The following is a 20,912-nucleotide window of genomic DNA, read 5'->3' as shown; positions in this document are numbered from 1 at the left end:
CGACACGATCAGCGCGGCGCCTTGCGGGCCCCTCGCAGCACCCGTGCCACCATCGCCGGCTTGAGCAGCACGGCGGGATCGGCGATCAGGTGCTGCACCGAGGTGAACGCCTTGCGCACCTGGGGATCGACCATCGAGGCCTGCTGGACCCGCTTGGCGTAGGCGTTCTTCAGCCCGACGCCGCGCGGGCGATCCCCGCTGGTCTCGGGATAGCTGAAGTCGCCGCCGGTGGCGAACTGCCACGGCGTCGCCACGATCTTGGCGGCCTGCAGGTAGTACTGGATGGACAGCTCCGGGATCGGACCGGCAGCGGCGGGCCCGGGGCGGCTGTCCAGCAGCCTGCCCAGCTCGAGGGCCTGCAGCGCCGCGCAGGTCATGCCCTGGCCGTAGATCGGATTGAAGCTGCACAGCGCGTCGCCGAGCGCCAGGTACCCGCCGGGCACCTCGGACAGCTCCTCGAAGTGGCGTCGCCGGCTGCTCGGGTACTGCACCACCGACAGCTCCGTCACGGGCTCGCACCGCTCGATCAGCCGCGCGATGCCCGGATGCGGCAAGGCCCGGGCATGCTGCTCGAAGGCGGGCAGGTCGCGGGGGAAGTCGTCGTGCCAGCCGCCGAGGGAGATCAGCCAGCGGTCGCCCTCCACCGGCAGGGCCAGCCCGGCGCGCCTGTCCTCGGGCGGGCTCGGCAGCGAGAAGACCGCCGAGCCCTCGGCCAGGTCTCCCGGTGAGCGGCGGTAGAACCGGGTCGCGTATCCGACGCCGACCTTGACCTCGCTGACCCGCGGAGCCGGAAAGCCCAGGGCGCCCAGCCAGTGGTTGGACCGGGCGCCGCGGCCGGTGCAATCGAGGATCAGGTCGGTTCCGATCACCTCGCCGTCGTCCAGCCGCGCTCCGGTGACCTGGCCCTCGGCGCCCTGCAGGGCCGTCACCGACACCCCGTCGCGAATCCTCACCCCGGGCAGCGCCGCCACCCGGCGGCGGATCGCCAGCTCCAGCAACGGCCGGCTGAAGGTCACCAGCCGCAGCTCGGAGGGCACCCGGGGCCAGATCGCGCCGAACCGGTAGAAAGACAGCTCGGCGCCCGGGTCAAAGCGCGCCCCGCCGGCCTCGACCAGCTCGTCCATCAGGCCCGGGAACAGCTCGTCCAGCGCCCGTTGCCCCGAGACCAGCAGGACGTGGCCGTGCCCGCCCTGGGTCACCCCACGCCGGGGGACGGCGGTGTCGGGCAGCTCGTCACGATCGAGCACCAGCACCTGCTCGAACCGGTCGGCCAGCGTGCGGGCCGCGCACAGTCCGGCGATCCCGGCGCCGATCACCAGAGCTGACTTTCCGACGGGCTGCGTCACCACCACAGCGGCAGCTCTTCCAGCCGCCGGACCACCAGGCCCTGGGTGTAGCGCAGCTCGGACTCGGGCACCGCCAGCCGCAGGTTGGGCATCCGGCGCAGCAGTCCTGCCAGCGCCTCCTGCAGCTCCACCCGGGCCAGCTGCGCGCCGAGGCAGTGGTGCACGCCCGCGCCGAAGGCCAGGTGCGGGTTGCTCGGCCGGTTCAGATCCAGCCCGTTCGGCTCGGAGAACATCGCCGGATCGCGGTTGGCGACCATGAAGGCCGGCAGCACGGTGGCGCCCGCGGGGATCAGCGTGCCGCTCAGCTCGATCGGCTCGGTCGCGATCCGGGGCAGCATCACGCCGGTCTCGCCCAGCTGGATGAACCGGCTGAGCTCCTCGACGGCATCGGGGACCTTGCTCGGATCGGCTCGCAGCGCGGCCAGCTGCTCGGGAAAGCGCAGCAGGGTCAGGACGAACAGGTTGATCTGGGTGGTGGTGGTCTCGTGGCCGCCGATCAGCACGCCGATGCTGACCATCAGCAGCTCCTGGTCTGAGAGCCGGTCCTGGTCGACGTTGACCTTCAGCAGCGCGGTGATCAGGTCCTCGCCCGGGTGGGCCCGGCGCCTGTCGATCAACTCCGAGAAGCCCTGGACGGCGGCCGCGGTGCCCTCGGGGTCGAGCTGCCAGTCCCCCATCATGGTGTCGGACCACTCCTTGCACTTGTTCCGCTCGGACTCCGGAATGCCGAACAGCTCGCTGATCACCGCCACCGGCAGCGGAGTCGAGAAACCCTCGACCAGGTCCACCGGACCCGGCCCCACCAGCATCTTGTCCAGCAGCTCGTTCACCAGCTCGGCGATCCGAGGCCGCAGCCCCTCCACCCGGCGCGGGGTGAAGGCATGGGACACGAGCTTGCGCAACCTGGTGTGGTGCGGCGGGTCCATCCCGATCAGCGACTCGGTCTCCAGCTCACCCAGCTCCTTGGCCGGCCCGCCCGGGCCCTTGACGGCCTCCCGGCTGAAGCGTCGGTCCACCAGGATCTGCCGGACGTCGGCGTAGCGCGACACCAGGTAGGCCTCGGTGCCGTCGGCCATCACCACCTGCACCACCGGCTGCTCGCGCTGGTACTCCACAAGCTGCGGCAGCGGCTCGTAGATCGAGGGCGGCGGCGGCAGCGGGTAGCTGATCGGTTGGCTCACAGGTGCGCTCCTGACAGTGATCCGGCACGGGTGGTGCTGCAAAGCCGTTCCAAGACCGGCACGATCTGCGACGGCGCGGGCATCGCGCGGATCTGGTCGGCGACCTCGGCCGCTCGTCGCCGTTCCGGGGCGCCGCTGAGCAGCTCGGCCACCAGTCGCCGCACCTGCGTCGGCCCGGCGGCGCCCTGCGGCAGGCTGCGCCCGGCGCCGATGGCGACCAGCCGCTCGGCGTTGAGATGCTGGTCGGCGACCAGCGGCACCACGACCTGCGCGACGCCGGCTGCCAGCGCGGTCATCATGCTGCCGGCCCCGCCCTGGTGGATCAGCGCCTGGCAACTGGGCAGCACCAGCTGCAGCGCCAGCGGTGTCCGGGCCAGCCGGACGTTGCCGGGCAGGTCGGTCAGCCCGGCGTGTTGAGCCGGGTGCAGCGCCAGCACCAGCTCGACGTCGAGGCTGGCCACCTCGGCGATCATCGCCGCCAGGTCCCGCGCCGGGTCCAGGCCCAGCGCGGCCATCACGGTGCCCCAGGTGAGGCAGACCCGGGGGCGTTCGGGCGGCGTGCGCAGCCAGTCGGGCAGCATGCTGGGCCCGTTGTAGGGGATGAAGCGGACCGGCTGGGACGGCCCGGCCAGCCGGACCTGCATGCCCGGCGGGCACGGGTCCAGCATCAGCGAGCCGGCCGGGCGGACATCGGCCGGCGCCACGCCGACCCGGTCAGCCAGCGGCCCGAGGATGGCAGCGGTGTCCAGGTCCAGCTGGGTGGTCTCGTCCGGGCCCCAGAGCTGGCGCACCCCGGGCACCCCCAGTGCCGCCGCGGTGATCGCGGCGGCGAAGTTCTGCGGCTCGAACACGACCAGGTCGGGATCGAACTCACGGCCGAAGGCGACCAGGTCGCCGACCATCGCGGCGGCGAACCGGACCACTCCGCCGTCGGGGGTCACCGCCGGTCGCAGCGCATCCGGGGTAGCCGCGCCGCGAGCCCGCTCAGCCCGGGTCGCGACCCGCCCGACCTGGCCGCTGAACACCTCGATGAAGTCCAGGTCCTCGCCGACCGCGACGGCCGGCAGGCCGGCGCCGAGGATGACCTCGGCCATGCCGGGCTGGCTGGCGACCAGCACCTCGTGGCCGGCCGAGCGCAGCGCCCAGGCCAGCGGGACCAGCGGATAGAAGTGCGAGCGCCAACCCCAGCTGGAGACCAGCACCCTCATCCGGGCGCCACCGCGCTCAGCAACAGCCGGTTGGCCTCGTCGGCGCCGACGGTCACCCGGACCCCCACGCCCGGATAGGCCCGCACCAGGACGCCGGCGGCGTGGCAGCGGGCGGCGAAGTCCTCGGTGTCGGCGCCGATCGGCAACCACAGGAAGTTCGCCTGCGAGTCGGGGACCGGCAGCCCCGCCGCCCGCAGGTCCTCGGTGAGCTGGGCACGGACTCCGGCGAACTCGGCGCAGCGCTCGAGCACCTGCTTGTCAGCCTCAGGCTCCAGCGACGCCACCGCGGCTGCCTGGGCCAGGCCGCCGGGGTAGAAGACCAGGCCGGTCATCCGGGCCCGCTGGGCGATGGCTTCTGCCGCCACGGCGTAGCCGACCCGCAGGGTGGCCAGGCCGTAGGCCTTAGAGAAGGTCCGCAACACGCACACGTTGTCCCGGCCGGCCCGCAGCTCCAGCCCGTCGGCTGCTTCGGGATCGGTGACGAACTCCCGGTAGGCCTCATCGATGATCACCGGCACCGAAGCCGGCACCCGGTCCAGGAAAGCCGCCAGCTCAGCGCGGCCGAGCACGGCGCCGGTCGGGTTGTTCGGATTGCAGATCAGCACGCAACGGGTCCGCTCGGTGACCGCGGCTGCCATCGCGTCCAGGTCATGGGTGTCGCCTGCCATCGGCACCGCGACCGGCCGGCAGCCGGCGTTGAGCACCATCAGCGGGTAGGCCTCGAACGACAGCGCCGCGTACACCACCTCGTCGCGGCCGGGGCCCAGCGAGGTGATCAGGTTCTGGGTCAGCCCGGCCGAACCCGGGCCGACCAGCACCTCGGCCGCGGGCACGTCCAGGTGGCTGGCCAGCGCGCTCACCAGCCCGGCCGCGGTGTGCGAGGGATAGCGGTGCAGCTGCGCGGCGCCCTGCTCGACGACCGCGCGCACGCTGGGCAGCGGGCCGAAGCGGGACTCGTTCATCGACAGGTCGTGCATGCTCATCAGCCGGTCCCCTCACTGCTGGCTGGGCTGTGGACGGCGGACGCCGAACCCGCCCCGGTCTGGGTCTTGCTCTGGTACAGCCCCAGCGCGCGCAGCGCCAGGCCTCGGGTGATGGCGCCGTTGGGGTAGTGCATGTGGTGCCGGATGTAGGCGCAGACCCGGCTGGGCTGCCAGCCGCCGGTGGGCTGCTGGGCGTTCACCAGCCAGTCGACTGCCGAGCTGGCCGGCGCCGAGGCCGGGTCCAGCCCGGCCTCGAGCAGCGCGTGCAGGGCCCAGGCCGTCTCCTCCACCGAGCTGTCGGACTCGGCCCCGTCGCCCCACGAGCCGTCCGGGCGCTGGGTGTCCAGCAGCCACCGCCGGGCCCGCTCGGCCACCGGGTCACCGGCCTTGCCGGCCCGGCCCAGCGCGGCCAGCACCGCGGAGGTGCCGGTGGTGTGATCGCGGTACCAGAGGTTGTCGAAGGTCCCGTCGGGCCGCTGCTGGGTGAGCAGCCAGCCCACCGCCTTGCTGACCGCGGGGCCGTCGGCCGGCTCGCCCGCGTCCAGCAGCGCCGTGATGGCCTGGCTGGTGATGCTCGGGCACGGGCCGTCGTTGGCCAGCTTGGTGTCGCGGACCCACAGGCTCCACGAGCCTCTGCTGTCCTGCCGGCCGCGCAACCACTCCAGGCCGGTTCGCAGCGACTGGTCGCTCTGGTGGCCGGGCATCCCGGCCAGCGCGGCGATGATCTCGGCCGACTCCAGCGTCACCGGCCAGCCGCGCGCGCCGGAGAAGCTCCAACCGCCCGGAGGGCAGGCCAGCACGGTGAACTCCTGGCGTTGCTGGCAACGGTGAAACAGCTGCCGGGTCGGCTCCAGCCGTGGATCGGCGGCGTAGCCGGCCGCGATCAGGCCGGTGGCCGCGAAGCCGGACCGGGTCAGGTCCAGGTTGCTGACGGCGTCCCAGGAGCCGTCGGGGCGAACCGAACGGCGCAGGTAGCCCGCACTGGCAGCGACCATGTCCGGCGCCAGGCCGGCTCTGGCAAGGCTCAGGCAGACCAGCGCGGACGGCCACGGGTCCTCGCTGAAGTCCCCGGTCCGGCCCTCGTGCTCATAGACCTCGCCAAGCAGCCGCAGCGCCTTGCCGCGGGCCAGCCGCGAGGTCTTGCCACGCAGCCCGCGCGCCGGATCGGTGACCGACTGGGCCAGTGCCATCGCCGCGAACGGCGCGGTCCGGAACGAGACGTTCTGCCGTCTGACCCTGTCGAACAGCACGATCTCCAGCGGTAACCGGCGCAGGTCCTCCGGCTGCAGGAAGCCGGCCAGCATGCCGAAGGTCTTGCACAGCAGCAGCACCGCCGGATCGGTCACCGCCGCGAGGCCGCCGAGCTGCTCGAGCCTGGCCCGGCCGGCGGCGATCGCCTCGGCGCTGGCGTCGGGGTCGACGATCTGCAAGGTCGCGGCGGCCACCGAGGTGGCGACCGGCTCGCTGCCGGCGCCGAGCACTCCGCCCCAGCCGCCGTCGGGCAGCTGCGCCGAACGCAGCCATTGGCTGCCGGCGGCGACCAGCTCCGCCGAGCCGGCGGGATCGGCGAACCGCAGAGCGGTGATCGCGCCCGCGGTTCCCAGCACCGAGCTCGGCGGGTCGTCGCCGAAGGCGCCGTTCTCGCGCTGGCGGCCGAATAGCTCCTCGGCGCCCAGCCGGATGGCGTGCTCGGCCCGCTGGGAGACTTCAGGCATAGGTGCTTCCTTTCGGGACGCTCGGCGGGTGCTCGGCAGTCGGCAGGTGCTCGCCGGCGGCGCCGGAACCGAATTCGTACCAGCTTCGCAGAGTGCGCTGTGACCACCAGGTCAGGATCAGCGCCGGCGCCAGCAGCAGCGCCGCCTTCCACGCTCCCAGGCCCAGCCCGATCACCGCCGCGGCCAGGCACAGCCGCTCCAGCACCAGCAGCTCGTGGGCGCGCAGGGCGTCCCGGGCGGGCAGTTGGTGACGCCGGCTCAGCATCGGCACGATGGCGGCGAGGCCGAACACCGCGACCCCGGCCAGCCCCGCCGGGTACCAGGCCCTTCCAGCGGCGGGTTCGGCCAGGGCCCCGCCCCAGGCGGCCGCCAGCAGCGTCAGGATGTACAGGCCCAACGCGACCCGGACCCCGGTCGCGGCGCCATGGGTGACCGGCAGGGTGCGGTAGCCACCGGCCCGGTCGCCTTCGACGTCGCGCAGTGTGCCGACCAGGTTCGAGCAGGTGTCGTGCAGCCAGAAAGCGGCGACGAACGGCAGCAGCGCCGTCCAGTCCAACGGCGGCACGGTGGCCGCCCCGTACAGCAGCGCCAGCGCTCCGAGGGCTCCGCGGACCAGGTTGCCGGCGATGCCCAGGGCCTTGAGCCGCAGCCCGTAGGCCAGCACCGCGGCCACCGCCAGCACCGCGATCAGGCTGGTGCGCCAGCCGGTGAGCACCGCCGAAGCCGCGACGCACAGCATCGCCAGCACCCCGCAGGCCAGCGCCACCCGGGCCGGCAGCCGGCCGGACGGGATCGGCCGGTGCGGCTTGGCGATGGCGTCGAGCTCACGGTCGAAGTAGTCGCTGAGGTAGTGCCCGCCGAGCCAGCCGAGCGTGGGCACCGCCCAGGCGGCGAACAGCCGGAGGCCCTCATGCTGCCCCGGGCTCAGGCTGGCGCCGGCCAGTCCGAGGAACCCGACGTACCAGAAGGTGTAGAGCCGCCAGGTCTGCAGATGCGCGATCGCCCCGACGCGGAGCCGGGGGCCAGCGGGCTGAGCGCTCATGGCCTGGTGGTGATTGCCCACCGGACGATGCCGGCAAGCAGGTCGACGCTGCGCGAGGGCCGCAGCCGGGAAAGCTCATCCAGGGCGCGGCGGCCGTACTCGCTGGCGTGCTCCTGACAGCCCCGCAGGGCGTCGGTGGCCATCAGCAGCGACCGGAACTCGTCGAACTCGGCGGGTTCGGCCGAGCGGCGGGTCAGGGCGGCGCCCATCGCCAGCCGGGTGTCGGCGTCGCTGGTCTGGTAGGCCATCAGCACCGGCAGGGTGGGCCGGCCGTTGGCCAGGTCACTGCCCGTGGGCTTGTCGCTGACCTCGGGATCGGCGAACAGGATCAGGTCGTCCCGAATCTGGAAGGCCACCCCGAGGTCAGAGCCGTAACGGCCCAGCGCCGCGGCCTGCTCGCTGTCGGCGCCGCCCAGCAGGGCGCCGATCTGGCAGACCGCCCGGAACAGCGCCCCGGTCTTCAACCGAGCCATCTCCAGGTAGGTCTCCGGCTCGGCGGTGATGTCGCCGACCAGCCGCGCCTCCAGCATCTGGCCCCGGCACAGGTCCGAGCCGGCTTCGGCCAGCACCGCCACCGACTCCACGACAGCCGGGTCGCGCCGCCCGGCCGCCCGGCACTCGGCTATCCCGGTGAACGCGGCGAAGATCAGGTGATCACCGGCGACGATCGCGTGCGCCAGACCGTGCGCGACGTGCACCGTGGGACGTCCCCGGCGCAGCATGTCGCCGTCGATGATGTCGTCGTGAGTCAGGGTGGCCACGTGCAGGTACTCCATCGCCAGCGCGGCCGGCAACACCTGACCTGGCTCACCGCCGACCGCCTCGGCCGCCGTCATGGTCATCACCGGCCGCAGGAACTTGCCGGCGGGCAACAGGGCGTAGCGGGCGATGGCGTTCAGCTCGTCGCAGTCCGCGGGCCAGCGCGTCGCCAGCGCGTCGTAGAGCAGTTCGCCGGTGCGACTGCGCGCCAGGTCATCGAGCAGCGCTCGGGGAACCGATCCGGTAATAGTCATGGCCTGAGGTCTCCAGAGTGGCAGGTGGACAACATCCGCGGCACGGGTCCGGCGCCAAGTGCTAGTGGGTGGGGCGCCTGGCCGGCACTAGGCGCATGCGTGTTCCTGTGACACTCGATCGACGTCCACCGCCTCCGCTGTCGCGTCCACCTCAGGCACTCCGGCCGCCATCTGCGCGACCGCTCTCAACCAAGCCGCCACCTGAACCGCCAGGGCCGTCTCCAAAGCGATCAGGCCGGGCAGTCCGATGCTCGATCAGGCCCGCCGGCCCGACGTTCGGGTCGTGGGAGGTGGCTGCGTCAGAGGAGAAGGGCACCAGGTGGGCTTTCTGTTCGGGCACAACGTCGTCAGGCGGCCGGCGTGCTCGCCGCATCGTGCTGAGTCGTGCGGGTAGCGCAGACACTAAGTCAAGGTTCGAATCGTCCGCTAGCCAATGGAGATAATCGTCGGGGCCGGCGAATCGACTTGCCGAATAACTGACCAGAAATGCTGAGTTGTCTATGACTATTCAACTTGGGCATTTGTCTGATAACCGCTGTTTCGATCACAGCGGTGAGCGCCTCCCCGTGCCGCGGCCGGCTACCAGGTCACTGGAAACTCAGCCAGCCCGCAGTTGATTCGCTCGTCGCGCCAAGGCAAATCCCGCAGATCGGATGCCGGCGCCAGCGCCGGCATCCGGCGCAGCAGGGTGCCGATGGCGATCTCGACCTGCAGCCGGCCCAGCGCCGCTCCCAGGCAGAAGTGCGGGCCGAAGCCAAAGGTCAGGTGCGGGTTGTTCTGGGGCCGGTCGAGGTCGAAGCGGTCGGGTTCGTCAAAGGCCGCCGCGTGCCGGTTGGCCGCCCACGGCACCGCCATCACGCCGTCGCCGGCGCGCAGCTGCTGCCCGCCCAGCTCGAGGTCCTCGGTCACCGTCTGCACCAGGAACATCGGGCTCACCGAGGTGTAGCGCAGGATCTCCTCCACGGCCGCCGGCAGCAGCGACGGGTCCTCGCGCAGCCGCCGCAGCGCCGTCGGGTGCTGGAACAGCGCGCGAATGCCGGCGCTGGTCGAGCTGATCTCACGACCGCCGATCAGCACCGCGATGGCCAGTCCGACGATCTCGGCGTCGCTCAGGTCAGAACCAGCCTGGGTCGCGATCCAGGACGAGAGCAGGTCCTCGCCCGGCTCGTCGCGCCGGGCGGTCAGCCGCCGCAGCAGGTACGCCCGCAGCTCGGCCTCGGCCTGGGCGGCGCCGGCCTGGCCGTGCGCGGTCAGCGACATCATGTCGTTGGCCCAGTCGGCGATCTTGTCGCGGTCGGCGACCGGAATGCTGAGCAGCTCACAGGTGACGATCACCGGCAGCGGCACCACCAGGCCCGCGACCAGGTCCCCCGGCGGCCCGACTGCCATCAAGGCGTCGATGAGCTCGTCGGTGATCGCCTGCACCCGGGGGCGGTAGGCCTCGATCCGCCGGGCGGTGAAGGCCCGGGCCGCCAACCGGCGCAGGTCATGGTGCGGCTTGCCGTCCATGCTCAGCTGGCGCAGACCGGCTGGGCACTGCCCGGCCTCGCCCGACTCCCGTGACGCCGGGGCGCTATCGGCCTTATCGGCTTCGAGCGCTTCGACGGCGCCGACCGGGCAACCTTCGGGCTGTCCGGCTGCCATGATCTCGGAGTTGTGCCGGGCGAACCGCGGGTCCGAGAGCACCAGGCTCGTCTCGGGGTAACCCACCACCAGCCAGACCACCCGGCCGTCGGGAATCCGGACTCTGGAAACCGGCTTGGTGTGCACCATCTCCAGCAGTTCATGCGGCAAATCGCCTCGAAAGGGCTCGAACGGGTAATCCCGAATCTGCTCTTCGGCGACAGTCATCGACAGCCCCATTCTTCTCATCGCCGACGACTGACGCCTGACGCCGCGCCAGTCTAGAGTTCGCAGACGGTGGATTGCCATCGACTCGTGAGAGTCGAACCGGCGCGGTGAAGGGAAGCCATGACTGAGCTGATCGTGCTGGTCGACGAGGCCGGCGTCACGGTGGGAACCGCCCCGAAGGCGAGCAGCCACCACGACCGCACTCCACTGCACCTGGCGTTCTCGGCCTACGTCTTCGACGCGCGGGGCCGGTTCCTGCTGACCCAGCGAGCGCTTTCCAAGCAGACCTGGCCCGGGGTCTGGACCAACAGCTGCTGCGGTCACCCCATGCCGGAGGAGTCCAACGAGCAGGCCCTGCGCCGGCGGCTGGACTTCGAGCTCGGGCTGAGCGCCGACGAGGTGATCGAGCTGCTCCCCGACTTCCGCTACCGAGCCGAGCTCGACGGCGTGGTGGAGAACGAGATCTGCCCCGTCTTCGGCGTCCGGGTCAGTGGCGAGCCGACACTGCGGCCCTCGGAGGTCGAGCAGAGCCGATGGCTGGACTGGGACGACGTGCTCTCGGGCCGGACCCCGCAGCTGTCGCCATGGTGCGTGCTGCAGCTCCAAGCGCTGGCCGGCCATCCCGGCATCGAACAGCTGCGGTCGCCGGAACAGAGCCGTCCAAGCGGAGCCTGAGCGCAGGCAAGCGCCCTGCGGGCACCCGCGGCCGGCTCAGGCAGCGCGGCTCAGGCAGCGCGGCTCAGGCAGCCCGGCTCAGGCAGCCCGGCTCAGGCAGCCCGGCTCAGGCAGCCCGGCTCAGGCAGCGCGGCTCAGGCAGCGCGGCTCAGGCAGGCAGTGAGGCGACCAGCTCGTCGGCGGCGGCGTAGGGGTCCAGCCGGCCGGCGGCCACTCCGCTGGCCAGCTCGTCCAACCCGGCCGCGCCGTGGATCTCACTGAACCGTCGCCGCACAGCCTCCACGGCGATCGCCTCGATCTCGGCGCCGGCCCGGGCCTGCCTGCGTCGCCGCAGCTCACCGGTGCCCGTCATCCAGTCCCGGTGCTTGTCGATGGCGGCCACCAGGTCCTCGACGCCCTCGCCGCGCGCTGCCACGGTCTTGACGATCGGCGGGCGCCAGGCGCCGGCCGTGGAGTGCTTGCCGCCCAGGGACTGCATGTAGCGCAGGTCGCGCGCGACTTGATCGGCGCCGTCACGATCGGCCTTGTTGACCACGAAGACGTCGGCGATCTCGAGGATGCCGGCCTTGGCCGCCTGGATGCCGTCACCCATGCCCGGGGCGAGCAGCACCACGGTGGTGTCGGCCAGCTGCACCACCTCGACCTCGGACTGGCCCACTCCCACCGTCTCGATCAACACCACGTCGCAGCCCACCGCGTCCAGCACCCGCAGGGCCTGCGGCGCCGCGGCGGCCAAACCGCCCAGGTGTCCACGGGTGGCCATCGAACGGATGAAGACACCCGGGTCGGTGGCGTGGTCCTGCATCCGCACCCGATCACCGAGCAACGCACCGCCGGAGAACGGCGAGGACGGGTCGACCGCCAGGATCGCGACCCGCTTGTCCGCCGCCCGGAGCGCGCCGACCAGGGCCGACGTCGAGGTCGACTTGCCGACACCCGGCGAGCCGGTGATGCCCACCACCTGCGCATGGCCGGTGAAGGGCATCAACCGTTCGGCGACCTCCCGCAGCGCGGGCGAGCCGTCCTCGACGAGTGAGATCAGCCTGGCGACCGAACGCGGGTCGGCCTGCCTGGCCCGCTCCACGAGTTCGGCTACGTCAGGCCTGGCCCTGCGCGAGGAAGGTCGCCCGGAGACCACCGATCAGGCCGCTGGGGTCGGATTGTCAGAGGTCGGGTTGTGGGCGCTCGATCGCTTGGGGACCCGCACGATCAGGGCGTCGCCCTGACCGCCGCCGCCGCACAGCGCCGCCACGCCGATCCCGCCGCCGCGGCGCTGCAGCTCCAGCGCCAGGTGCAGGGTGAGCCGGGCGCCCGACATCCCGATCGGGTGGCCGATGGCGATCGCGCCGCCGTTGGGGTTGACGATGTCGGCCGGGACGCCGAGTTCCTTGGCCGAGGCCAGCCCGACCGCGGCGAAGGCCTCGTTGATCTCGATCAAGTCCAGCTCGGCGACCGTGATGCCTTCCTTGGCGAGCGCCGCCCGGATGGCGTTGGCCGGCTGGTGCTGCAGGCTTGAGTCCGGTCCCGCGACCACGCCGTGCGCGCCGATCTCGGCCAGCCAGCTCAGGCCCAGCTCCTCGGCCTTGGCCTTGCTCATGACCACGACCGCGGCGGCGCCGTCGGAGATCGGCGAGGCCGATCCGGCCGTGATGGTGCCGTCCGGGCGGAACGCCGGGCGCAACCGGGCCAGCGTCTCGACGTTGGTGTCAGCGCGGACACCCTCGTCGTAGCGGAACTCCAGAGGCTCGCCCTTGCGCTGGGGAATCCAGACCGGCACGACCTCGTCGTCGTAGACGCCGTTCTTCCAGCCCTCGGCGGCCAGCTGGTGGCTGCGGGCGGCGTAGGCGTCCTGCTCCTGGCGGCTGAACTCCCAGTCACCGTTGTTGGCCGCCTCGGTCAGCCCGCCCATCGCCTGGTCGGTGAAGACGTCCCAGAGGCCGTCGTAGGCCATGTGGTCCTGCATCTGGACGGGGCCGTACTTGAAGCCCTCGCGAGACTTGGCCAGCAGGTGCGGCGACTGGGTCATCGACTCCTGTCCGCCGGCCACGATCACCTCGAACTCGCCGGCCCGGATTAACTGGTCGGCCAGGGCGATGGCGTCGAGGCCGGACAGGCAGACCTTGTTGATGGTCAGCGCCGGCACGGTCAGCGGGATGCCTGCCTTGTGGGCGGCCTGACGCGCGGGGATCTGGCCGGCGCCGGCGGTGAGCACCTGGCCCATGATCACGTACTGCACCTGCTCCGGGGCGACGCCGGACTTCTCCAGGGCGGCCTTGATGGCCACGCCGCCCAGGTCGGCGGCGGAGAAGTCCTTGAGCGCGCCGAGCAGCTTGCCTACCGGGGTGCGGGCGCCGGCGACGATCACCGAGGTGGTTGCTGACATGTCTGCCTCCTACAGCTGGGGGGCAGCAGCGACGTGCTGCCCGGACGCCGCGGACAGATGGGCTGTCGCGGGCGCGATATGCCCACAATATCGAGCTTCCCGGCCAGAGCCAGCCTTGCCGGGATATGAGCCGCGCCACCTGCGCTTTTCTGCAGGCCTGCCAGCACCCACCATGTGGCCATGACCATCCTGCGGATCGACCATGTGGGGATCGCCGTCGCCGACCTTGACGCGGCCATCGCCTTCTACCGCGACACCTTCGGTCTTCTGAGCGTGCACGAGGAGGTCAACTCCGAGCAGGGCGTCCGCGAGGCGATGCTGTCGGTCGGCGACGGCGTCAGCCAGATCCAGCTGTTGGCGCCGTTGGACGGCAGCTCGACGCTGGCCAAGTTCCTCGACCGCAACGGCCCCGGCATGCAGCAGCTGGCATACACCGTCGACGACATCGAGGCGACGTCGGCCGAGCTGCGAAGCCGGGGCCTGCGATTGATTTATGACCAGCCCAAGCGCGGCACCGCCGGCTCCCGGGTCAACTTCGTGCACCCCAAGGACGCCGGAGGCGTGCTGATCGAGTTGGTGGAGCCGGCGACGCCGGCTGTGTGAACCGTCACGCCACTCCGCCGAAAGCGCTACCCGTCAGTAACCTGCTCGAAACGTCAAGCCTGCGCGTTCAACCCGGAAGGGCTCCGCCGTGGACCAAATACGTGCCGCCGTCAACCAAGCCAGCGCCGACTCGCTGTCGGACCTGGCCGGGCTGGCGGTTCCCGACAGCTACCAGGGCGTGGTCGTGCGCGCCGATGAGGCCGACATGTTCGCGGGTCTGAGCACCCGCGACAAGGACCCGCGCAAGTCCCTGCACCTGCAACAGGTGCCGACCCCCGAGGTGGGGCCGGGCGAGGCGCTGATCGCGGTGATGGCCAGTGCGATCAACTACAACACGGTCTGGACGTCCATCTTCGAGCCGGTGTCGACCTTCTCCTTCCTGCAGCGCTACGCCCGCAGCTCCGAGCTGGCCCGCAAGCACGACCAGCCCTACCACGTGGTGGGCTCGGACCTCTCGGGCGTGGTGCTGCGGACCGGCCCGGGGGTGTCGCGGTGGCAGGTGGGTGACCGGGTGGTGGCGCACTGCCTGTCGGTAGAGCTGGAGGACCCACAGGGCCACGACGACACCATGATGGACCCGCAGCAGCGCATCTGGGGCTTCGAGACCAACTTCGGCGGCCTGGCCGAGCTGGCCCTGGTCAAGTCCAACCAGCTGATGCCCAAGCCCGAGCACCTGACCTGGGAGGAGGCCGCCTCCCCCGGCCTGGTCAACTCCACCGCCTACCGGCAGCTGGTCAGCCACCACGGCGCTGACATGAAGCAGGGCGACGTGGTGCTGATCTGGGGCGCCTCCGGCGGCCTGGGCGGCTATGCCACCCAGTACGCGCTCAACGGCGGCGCCACCCCGGTCTGCGTGGTCTCCTCGCCGGACAAGGCCGAGCTGTGCCGGCGGATGGGCGCGGAGCTGATCATCGACCGGTCAGCCGAGGGGTACCGGTTCTGGAAGGACCCCCAGACCCAGGACCAGGCCGAGTGGAAGCGGTTGGGCGCGCGGATCCGCGAGCTCACCGGCGGCGATGACCCCGACATCGTCTTCGAGCACCCCGGTCGCGAGACCTTCGGCGCTTCGGTCTTCGTCGCCAAGCGAGGCGGCACGATCGTCACCTGCGCCTCGACGTCGGGTTACCTGCACGAGTACGACAACCGCTACCTCTGGATGAACCTCAAGCGCATCATCGGCTCGCACTTCGCCAACTACCGCGAGTCCTGGGAGGCCAACCGGCTGATCGCCAAGGCCGCGATCCATCCGACGCTGTCGCGGACCTACCCGCTGGCCGAGACCGGGCAGGCCGCCTACGACGTGCACCGCAACACCCACCAGGGCAAGGTCGGCGTGCTGTGCCTGGCCGACGGCGAGGGCCAGGGTGTGACGGCGCCGGACCTGCGCGCCGAGCACCTGCCGGCGATCAACCGCTTCCGCGACGCCTGAGGCCGGCGGGCGGCACGCGCGCGTGCGCGAGTCGCTCTGGAAGGTCAGGACACGGCCGTCACCGCCAGTCGGGCCGGCGCCGGACATGCGACCATGGTGGCATGGCAGCCGAAGACAACAGCACAGAACTCCTGCCGTTGCTCGACGAGGACGAGCCCATCTTCGACGTCGGCATCCGCGGCTACGACAAGCGCCAGGTGGACAGCTACGTCTCCCAGGCCGAGACCCAGATCGCCGAGCTGAAAGCAGCCCGTGACGCCGCGCTGTCCACCAGCGCAGACCGAGCCGCGCAACTGGCCAGCCGTGAGGCCTATATCGAGTCGCTCAAGCAGCAGGCCGCCAAGGCCTCCGAAGCGCCGAGCCCGGTGGTGCACGTCTCGGACCGGATCCGCGACATGTTGCAACTGGCCACCGACGAAGCCGACCAGACCCGGCGCACCGCCGAGGAGGAGGCGGCCGCGATCCGGCGGGCAGCCGAGGAGCAGGCCGACCGGGTGCTCTCGGCCGCTCGCGCAGACGCCGAACGGGTTCGCGCCGAGGCCGCCGCGGCCCAGCAGCGGCTGACGGCCGGCGCCGCCCAGCGCTCGGCCGAAGCCGACCAGAAGCTGGCTCAGGCCCGGGTGCAGAGCGCGGCCGAGCTGGACAAGGCCCGGGCCGAGGCCTCCAAGATCCTCGACCTCGCCACTGCCGAGCTGGACAAGGCCGTCGCTGCGGGGGCCAGCATCACCGAGGCCGCCGCCGCTGAGCGTGACCGGCTCGACGACGAGGCCGCCGCCGCCCGCGCCGCGGCCGAGCGAGCGTCGATCGAACGGCTGCGAACCGCCGAGCAGGACTTCGAGATCACCCTGCGGAGCCGGCGCAGCAGCGCCGAGCGGCAAGCCCAACTCGACCAGCAGGCCGCTCGCGCCACCGCCGAGCAGCTGATCACCGAGGCTCGCGAGCAGGCTGCCGCCCTCCACGCCGAGCGCCAGCAGACTCATCAGCGGCTTCGCGAGCTGCACCAGCGCCTCGGCGAGGTCATCTCCGACGCCGCCTCCCCGTGAGCGAGCCGGTCGAGCCCGCGAACCACCTGACCGCACCCCCGAGGCGGGGGTTCGCCACTTACTCGCCCTTCCGGCTCGGCCTCACCGCGACGGTCGGCTTCGGTCTGACCTACCTGCTGTTCCGAGCCCTGGACCAGAGCAAGGACACCTTGCTGCTGCTGGCGCTGTCGCTGTTCCTGGCCGCCGGACTGGACCCCGCGGTGCGCCGCATGGAGAACGCCGGCGGGATCAAGCGCGGCATGGCCGTGGCCATCGTGTTCGTGGGCGTCCTGGTGTTCCTGATCGGCATGTGCGTGGCGGTCATCCCGCCGCTGGTCGAGCAGACCAGCACCTTCACGCGCAACCTGCCCGGTTATGTGTCCGATCTGCAGCACCACCGCCGGATCGCCGACCTGGACCGGCGGTTCGGCCTGCTGGCCTCCCTGCAGAACCGGCTGCAGGGCTCGACCGTGGACCAGCAGGTGGCCGGCAACCTGCTCAGCGTCGGCACCACGGTCGCCGCGAGCATCTTCAAGGCCTTCACGCTGGCGATCCTGACGCTGTACTTCCTCGCCTACCTGCGTGACATCACCGCCTTCGTCTACCGGATGACGCCGGCCTCACGCCGGACCCAGGTCAGCGGGATCGGCGACAAGATCGTGGCCCAGATCGGCGCCTACGTAATCGGCACGGTGGCCCTGGCCCTGCTTCGGGGCACCTTCACGCTGGTGTTCCTGTGGGCCGTCGGGGTGCCCTACCCCTTCGCGCTGGCCTTCATCGCGGCCTTGCTGGATCTGGCGCCGGTGGTCGGCACCGCGCTGGCCGGAGTCGTGGTCTCGACCGTCGTCATGCTCGAATCGGTTCCCACCGGTATCGCGGTGATCTGCTTCTTCATCGCCTACGAGGTGCTGGCCCGGCTGGTGTTCTTTCCCCGGCTGCTCGACCGGTCGGTCCGGATCAGCCCGGCGTCGGCGCTGGTCGGAGCCCTGGCGGGTTACACGACGCTGGGCGTGGTCGGCTTCCTGATCTCGATCCCGCTGGTGGCGGTGATCACCCTGATCATGCGCGAGGTGGTGCTGCCGCGCCAGGCCAGCCGCTGAGGCCGGCAGGCTCTCAACCGTAGCGCGGGGCGTTGCGGCTGCGCTGGACGCCTGGCGTCCGCCGCTCCCGCGCCTGCCAGCAGGCGGTGTGCCAGTGCCGGCGGTCCGAGGCGTCCAGGTCATCGCCCGGCCAGGCCACCAGATGGGCTACTCCGGCCGCCAGCAGCTGGTCGCAGCCCGGGCACCGGTACGTCGACGACGCCGACCCGGACACTGCCCGCACCCGGTACTCCACGCCGCGCCACCACTGCGCCTGCTCACCGCCGCGGCGCTCGCCGGCCCCGTCGGCGGCCCGGCCACTGGCGACGGGCTTGCGAGCCGCCCCGTGCCGGGCGGGCAGATTACGACGGGGCATCGGTCGAGTCTAACGGCGAAGGCGCAGCCAGCGCCGACCTCAGCGCGGCGCGAGCGCCTGCACCACCCGGGACGGGCTTGGCCGGCCGAGCTGACCGGCCATCCAGACGCTGGTCTCGACCAGCTTGGTCAAATCGACCCCGGTCTGGATGCCCAGTCCTGCCAGCTGCCACAGCAGGTCCTCGGTGGCCAGGTTGCCGGTCGCGCTCTCGGCGTAGGGGCAGCCGCCCAGGCCGCCGGCGGAGGCGTCGACGATCGAGACGCCGCACTGCAGCGCGGCCAGCGTGTTGGCCAGCGCCTGGCCGTAGGTGTCGTGAAAATGCACCGCGACGCTGTCGAGGTCCACACCGGCCTGGGCCAGCAGGGCCAGCAGCGCGCGGACCTGACCAGGCGTGGCCACTCCGATGGTGTCGCCCAGGCTCAGTTCGGTGCAACCCAGTCCCATCAACGCAGTCGCCGCCCGCACCACCTGAGGCAGCGGCACCCGGCCTTCCCACGGGTCACCGAAGCACATCGACAGGTAACCCCGCACCCGCAGCCCACGCTCGCGGGCTCCGGCCACCACCGGCGCGAACATCTCCACCGACTCGGCCATCGTCCGGTTGAGGTTGCGCCGGGCGAAGGTCTCGGTGGCGCTGCCGAAGATCGCGATCTCGGTGACGCCGGCGTCCAGTGCCCGGTCCAGCCCGCGGGCGTTGGGCACCAGCACCGGATAGCGGACGCCGGGCCGGCGCGGTAGCCGGCTCAGCAGTTGCTCGGCGTCGGCCAGCTGCGGCACCCAGGACGGGTGCACGAAGCTGGTCACCTCGACCAGTTGATGACCGGCGTCCACCAGGCGCTCGATGAACTCGAGCTTGACCTCCACCGGCACGATGGCCGACTCGTTCTGCAGCCCGTCCCGCGGGCCCACCTCGCAGATGACCACCCGGGCGGGCAGCTTGTCCAACTCGACGACGTCGGGCAATCCGTTGGCGGCCATGCCGCGATCCTCCTCCTGACATGGGCCGGCAGCGGCCGGCGGCCTGGCGAGCCTGCGCTCAGGTGTACTCGCGGAAACCCTTGCCGGTCTTGCGGCCGAGCCGGCCGGCGGTGACCAGGTGCTCCAGCAGCGGCGCGGGCGCGAAACCCGGCTCCCGGAACTCCAGGTAGAGCATCCGCTGGATCGCCAACGCGACGTCCAGGCCCACCACGTCGAGCAACTCGAACGGGCCCATCGGGTAGCCGCAACCGACCTTCATGGCCGAGTCGATGTCCTCGCTGGTGGCGTAATGCGCCTCCAGCATCTTCACGGCGTCGTTGAGGTAGGGAAACAGCAGGGCGTTGACGATGAAGCCGGCCCGGTCACCGCAACGCACCGGGTGCTTGCCCAGCTGGGCGCAGACCGCCAGCGCGGTGGCCTCGACGTCGGGCGCGGTGGCGACCGTGCTGACCACCTCGACCAGCGCCATCACCGGCGCCGGGTTGAAGAAGTGCAGGCCGATCACATCGGCCTGCCGCGAGGTGGCCGCCGCGCACTCGATCACCGGCAGCGACGAGGTGGCGGTGGCCAGGATCGCGCCCGGCCGGCAGATCTCGTCCAGGTTGGCGAACAGCGCCTGCTTGACCGACAGCTCCTCGACCACCGCCTCGACGACCAGGTCCATCGGCGCCAGGTCGTCCAGGCGGGCCGAGCCGGTGACGTGGGCCAGGGCCTGGTCGCGCTGCTCCTCGGTGAGCTTGCCCCGCTGCACGCCCTTCTCCAGCGAGCGCTGCAGCGAGCTGTGCACCTGGGCGACCTTCTCGGCCGAGCGGGCGATGAAGTGCACGTCGTAGCCGGCTCGGGCGAACACCTCGACGATGCCGGTCGCCATGACTCCGGAACCGACCACGCCGACGCGCCGGACCGGCCGGGCCCCCTCGGCGCCTGGCTGCTGCGCCGGGGTGTGGGCGTCGGCCAGGACCTTCGGCGAGTCCGGCCCGTCGTAGGTGTAGAAGCCGCGGCCCACCTTGCGGCCCAGCAGGCCCGCCGTCATCATCTGCTTGAAGATCGGGGTCGGGGCGTGCAGCCGGTCGCGCGACTGCTTGTACATCGTGTCCAGGATCTCGTAGGCGGTGTCGAGTCCGATCAGGTCCAGCAACGCCAGCGGACCCATCGGCAGGCCGCAGCCGAGCTTCATCGCGGCGTCGATGTCCTCCCGGCTGGCGTAGCGCTCGGAGTACATCGCGGCGGCGTGGTTGAGGTAGCCGAACAGCAGCGCGTTGGCGATGAAGCCTGCCCGGTCGCCGATCGTGACGTCGGTCTTGCCCAGCGAGGCCACGAACGCCTCGATGTCGGCGACCACGTCCGGATCGGTGACCACGCTGCGCACCACCTCGACCAGCTTCATCACCGGCGCCGGGTTGAAGAAGTGGACGCCGATGACCTTGTCCGGGCGCGAGGTCGAGACCGCGATCTCGGTGACCGACAGCGACGAGGTGTTGGTGGCCAGGATCGTGTCGGGCCCGCAGATCTCGTCCAGCGCGGAAAAGATGGCACGCTTGAGGTCCAGCTGCTCGGGCACCGCCTCGATCACCAGGTCGGCGTCGGCGAGCGACTTCATCTCGGTGTCGAAGGTGATCCGCGACAGCAACTCGGCCTGCTCGGACTCGGCCAGCTTGCCGCGGGCCACCGCCCGCCCGGTGGACTGCTCGATGTGGCCCCTGCCCCGGGTGATCGAGGCCTGATCGCGGTCGACCGCCACCACGCTGAGGCCGTTGCGGGCGAACACCTCGGCGATGCCCGCGCCCATGGTGCCCAGGCCGACCACGCCTACTCGAGTGAATCTCCGCGCCACTGCTGGTGCCTCCTTCGGGTCGCTGTCAGGTCGTTCTCCGGCCGTCGGCCGGTCAGCTGACTTGTCAGCTCGTCAGCCTGCCAGCTGTCGCCTGCCAAGCGCGTCAGCCAGACCGGCCGTTGGGATCGACCTGCGCCGACTAGCCGGTCGGCTCACGGTAACCGGCCAGCCCGCCGACGGTGCCACGCGCGTGG

General features: G+C 71.5%; 18 protein-coding genes. 5 read left to right on the top strand and 13 right to left on the bottom strand.

Annotated elements, in window-relative coordinates:
* Positions 1–8: 8 nt before the first annotated feature.
* The 8 genes from VGB75_09320 to VGB75_09285 form a co-directional block, all read right to left on the bottom strand.
* Positions 9–1,346, bottom strand: a complete 1,338-nt coding sequence (locus VGB75_09320) for a tryptophan 7-halogenase (GenBank protein HEY0167230.1) — start codon at positions 1,344–1,346, stop codon at positions 9–11.
* A complete protein-coding gene (locus VGB75_09315) occupies positions 1,343–2,527 on the bottom strand; it encodes a cytochrome P450 (protein ID HEY0167229.1) in 1,185 nt (394 codons plus the stop codon). The genes VGB75_09320 and VGB75_09315 overlap by 4 nt, the downstream gene beginning before the upstream one ends.
* A complete protein-coding gene (locus VGB75_09310; GenBank protein HEY0167228.1) occupies positions 2,524–3,735 on the bottom strand; it encodes a nucleotide disphospho-sugar-binding domain-containing protein in 1,212 nt (403 codons plus the stop codon). Before VGB75_09310 ends, VGB75_09315 begins: the two co-directional genes overlap by 4 nt.
* Positions 3,732–4,718 (bottom strand): histidinol-phosphate transaminase, encoded by a 987-nt coding sequence (locus VGB75_09305; GenBank protein HEY0167227.1) that lies wholly within the window; start codon positions 4,716–4,718, stop codon positions 3,732–3,734. Before VGB75_09305 ends, VGB75_09310 begins: the two co-directional genes overlap by 4 nt.
* Positions 4,718–6,433 carry a prenyltransferase/squalene oxidase repeat-containing protein gene (locus tag VGB75_09300; GenBank protein HEY0167226.1) on the bottom strand — a complete coding sequence of 572 codons (1,716 nt, stop codon included), beginning with the start codon at positions 6,431–6,433 and terminating at the stop codon, positions 4,718–4,720. The genes VGB75_09305 and VGB75_09300 overlap by 1 nt, the downstream gene beginning before the upstream one ends.
* Positions 6,426–7,475 (bottom strand): UbiA family prenyltransferase, encoded by a 1,050-nt coding sequence (locus tag VGB75_09295; protein HEY0167225.1) that lies wholly within the window; start codon positions 7,473–7,475, stop codon positions 6,426–6,428. Before VGB75_09295 ends, VGB75_09300 begins: the two co-directional genes overlap by 8 nt.
* Positions 7,472–8,488 (bottom strand): polyprenyl synthetase family protein, encoded by a 1,017-nt coding sequence (locus tag VGB75_09290; GenBank protein ID HEY0167224.1) that lies wholly within the window; start codon positions 8,486–8,488, stop codon positions 7,472–7,474. The genes VGB75_09295 and VGB75_09290 overlap by 4 nt, the downstream gene beginning before the upstream one ends.
* 579 nt (positions 8,489–9,067) lie before the next feature.
* Positions 9,068–10,339, bottom strand: a complete 1,272-nt coding sequence (locus VGB75_09285) for a cytochrome P450 (GenBank protein HEY0167223.1) — start codon at positions 10,337–10,339, stop codon at positions 9,068–9,070.
* Positions 10,340–10,459: 120 nt separating this feature from the next.
* Between VGB75_09285 and idi the strand changes: the two genes are divergently transcribed.
* Positions 10,460–11,014: an isopentenyl-diphosphate Delta-isomerase gene (gene idi, locus VGB75_09280; protein ID HEY0167222.1), complete on the top strand. Its 555-nt coding sequence runs from the start codon at positions 10,460–10,462 to the stop codon at positions 11,012–11,014.
* Positions 11,015–11,162: 148 nt separating this feature from the next.
* On the opposite strand, the gene meaB is transcribed toward idi, so the two are convergent.
* Positions 11,163–12,098, bottom strand: coding sequence for a methylmalonyl Co-A mutase-associated GTPase MeaB (gene meaB / locus VGB75_09275; GenBank protein HEY0167221.1), 936 nt, complete (start codon positions 12,096–12,098; stop codon positions 11,163–11,165).
* A gap of 57 nt (positions 12,099–12,155) precedes the next feature.
* Positions 12,156–13,397: an acetyl-CoA C-acetyltransferase gene (locus VGB75_09270; protein ID HEY0167220.1), complete on the bottom strand. Its 1,242-nt coding sequence runs from the start codon at positions 13,395–13,397 to the stop codon at positions 12,156–12,158.
* A 180-nt stretch (positions 13,398–13,577) separates the two neighbouring features.
* On the opposite strand from VGB75_09270, the gene mce reads away from it, so the two are divergent.
* The 4 genes from mce to VGB75_09250 all read left to right on the top strand — a co-directional run bounded on the left by mce (position 13,578) and on the right by VGB75_09250 (position 17,551).
* Positions 13,578–14,000 carry a methylmalonyl-CoA epimerase gene (gene mce, locus VGB75_09265; protein ID HEY0167219.1) on the top strand — a complete coding sequence of 141 codons (423 nt, stop codon included), beginning with the start codon at positions 13,578–13,580 and terminating at the stop codon, positions 13,998–14,000.
* A gap of 88 nt (positions 14,001–14,088) precedes the next feature.
* Positions 14,089–15,429, top strand: a complete 1,341-nt coding sequence (ccrA, locus tag VGB75_09260) for a crotonyl-CoA carboxylase/reductase (protein ID HEY0167218.1) — start codon at positions 14,089–14,091, stop codon at positions 15,427–15,429.
* A gap of 101 nt (positions 15,430–15,530) precedes the next feature.
* Positions 15,531–16,472 (top strand): hypothetical protein, encoded by a 942-nt coding sequence (locus tag VGB75_09255; protein HEY0167217.1) that lies wholly within the window; start codon positions 15,531–15,533, stop codon positions 16,470–16,472.
* Positions 16,469–17,551 carry an AI-2E family transporter gene (locus tag VGB75_09250; protein HEY0167216.1) on the top strand — a complete coding sequence of 361 codons (1,083 nt, stop codon included), beginning with the start codon at positions 16,469–16,471 and terminating at the stop codon, positions 17,549–17,551. Before VGB75_09255 ends, VGB75_09250 begins: the two co-directional genes overlap by 4 nt.
* Before the next feature lie 13 nt (positions 17,552–17,564).
* Here VGB75_09250 and VGB75_09245 read toward each other — a convergent pair whose 3' ends face one another.
* Genes VGB75_09245 through VGB75_09235 form a run of 3 tightly spaced genes read right to left on the bottom strand, consistent with a single transcriptional unit; the run spans position 17,565 to position 20,718 of the window.
* A complete protein-coding gene (locus VGB75_09245; protein HEY0167215.1) occupies positions 17,565–17,906 on the bottom strand; it encodes a hypothetical protein in 342 nt (113 codons plus the stop codon).
* 39 nt (positions 17,907–17,945) lie between these two features.
* Complete coding sequence (locus VGB75_09240; protein HEY0167214.1) at positions 17,946–18,884, bottom strand: hydroxymethylglutaryl-CoA lyase; 939 nt, start codon at positions 18,882–18,884, stop codon at positions 17,946–17,948.
* Positions 18,885–18,942: 58 nt separating this feature from the next.
* A complete protein-coding gene (locus VGB75_09235) occupies positions 18,943–20,718 on the bottom strand; it encodes a 3-hydroxybutyryl-CoA dehydrogenase (GenBank protein ID HEY0167213.1) in 1,776 nt (591 codons plus the stop codon).
* Positions 20,719–20,912 lie beyond the last annotated feature (194 nt).

This window comes from Jatrophihabitans sp. (assembly GCA_036399055.1).
Classification (GTDB): Bacteria; Actinomycetota; Actinomycetes; order Mycobacteriales; family Jatrophihabitantaceae; genus Jatrophihabitans_A.
Note: the sequence above shows the minus strand (reverse complement) of the source record. Positions and strands in the feature narration are given on the sequence as shown.

What these genes read in the sequence shown, in the direction of transcription:
- VGB75_09240 (HEY0167214.1), bottom strand. Translation starts at nt 18,884, where the DNA reads ATGGCCGCCAACGGATTGCCCGACGTCGTCGAGTTGGACAAGCTGCCC.
- mce (HEY0167219.1), top strand. Translation starts at nt 13,578, where the DNA reads ATGACCATCCTGCGGATCGACCATGTGGGGATCGCCGTCGCCGACCTT.
- VGB75_09285 (HEY0167223.1), bottom strand. Translation starts at nt 10,339, where the DNA reads ATGACTGTCGCCGAAGAGCAGATTCGGGATTACCCGTTCGAGCCCTTT.
- idi (HEY0167222.1), top strand. Translation starts at nt 10,460, where the DNA reads ATGACTGAGCTGATCGTGCTGGTCGACGAGGCCGGCGTCACGGTGGGA.
- VGB75_09290 (HEY0167224.1), bottom strand. Translation starts at nt 8,488, where the DNA reads ATGACTATTACCGGATCGGTTCCCCGAGCGCTGCTCGATGACCTGGCG.
- VGB75_09300 (HEY0167226.1), bottom strand. Translation starts at nt 6,433, where the DNA reads ATGCCTGAAGTCTCCCAGCGGGCCGAGCACGCCATCCGGCTGGGCGCC.
- VGB75_09245 (HEY0167215.1), bottom strand. Translation starts at nt 17,906, where the DNA reads ATGCCCCGTCGTAATCTGCCCGCCCGGCACGGGGCGGCTCGCAAGCCC.
- VGB75_09270 (HEY0167220.1), bottom strand. Translation starts at nt 13,397, where the DNA reads ATGTCAGCAACCACCTCGGTGATCGTCGCCGGCGCCCGCACCCCGGTA.
- VGB75_09310 (HEY0167228.1), bottom strand. Translation starts at nt 3,735, where the DNA reads ATGAGGGTGCTGGTCTCCAGCTGGGGTTGGCGCTCGCACTTCTATCCG.
- VGB75_09255 (HEY0167217.1), top strand. Translation starts at nt 15,531, where the DNA reads ATGGCAGCCGAAGACAACAGCACAGAACTCCTGCCGTTGCTCGACGAG.
- VGB75_09305 (HEY0167227.1), bottom strand. Translation starts at nt 4,718, where the DNA reads ATGAGCATGCACGACCTGTCGATGAACGAGTCCCGCTTCGGCCCGCTG.
- VGB75_09295 (HEY0167225.1), bottom strand. Translation starts at nt 7,475, where the DNA reads ATGAGCGCTCAGCCCGCTGGCCCCCGGCTCCGCGTCGGGGCGATCGCG.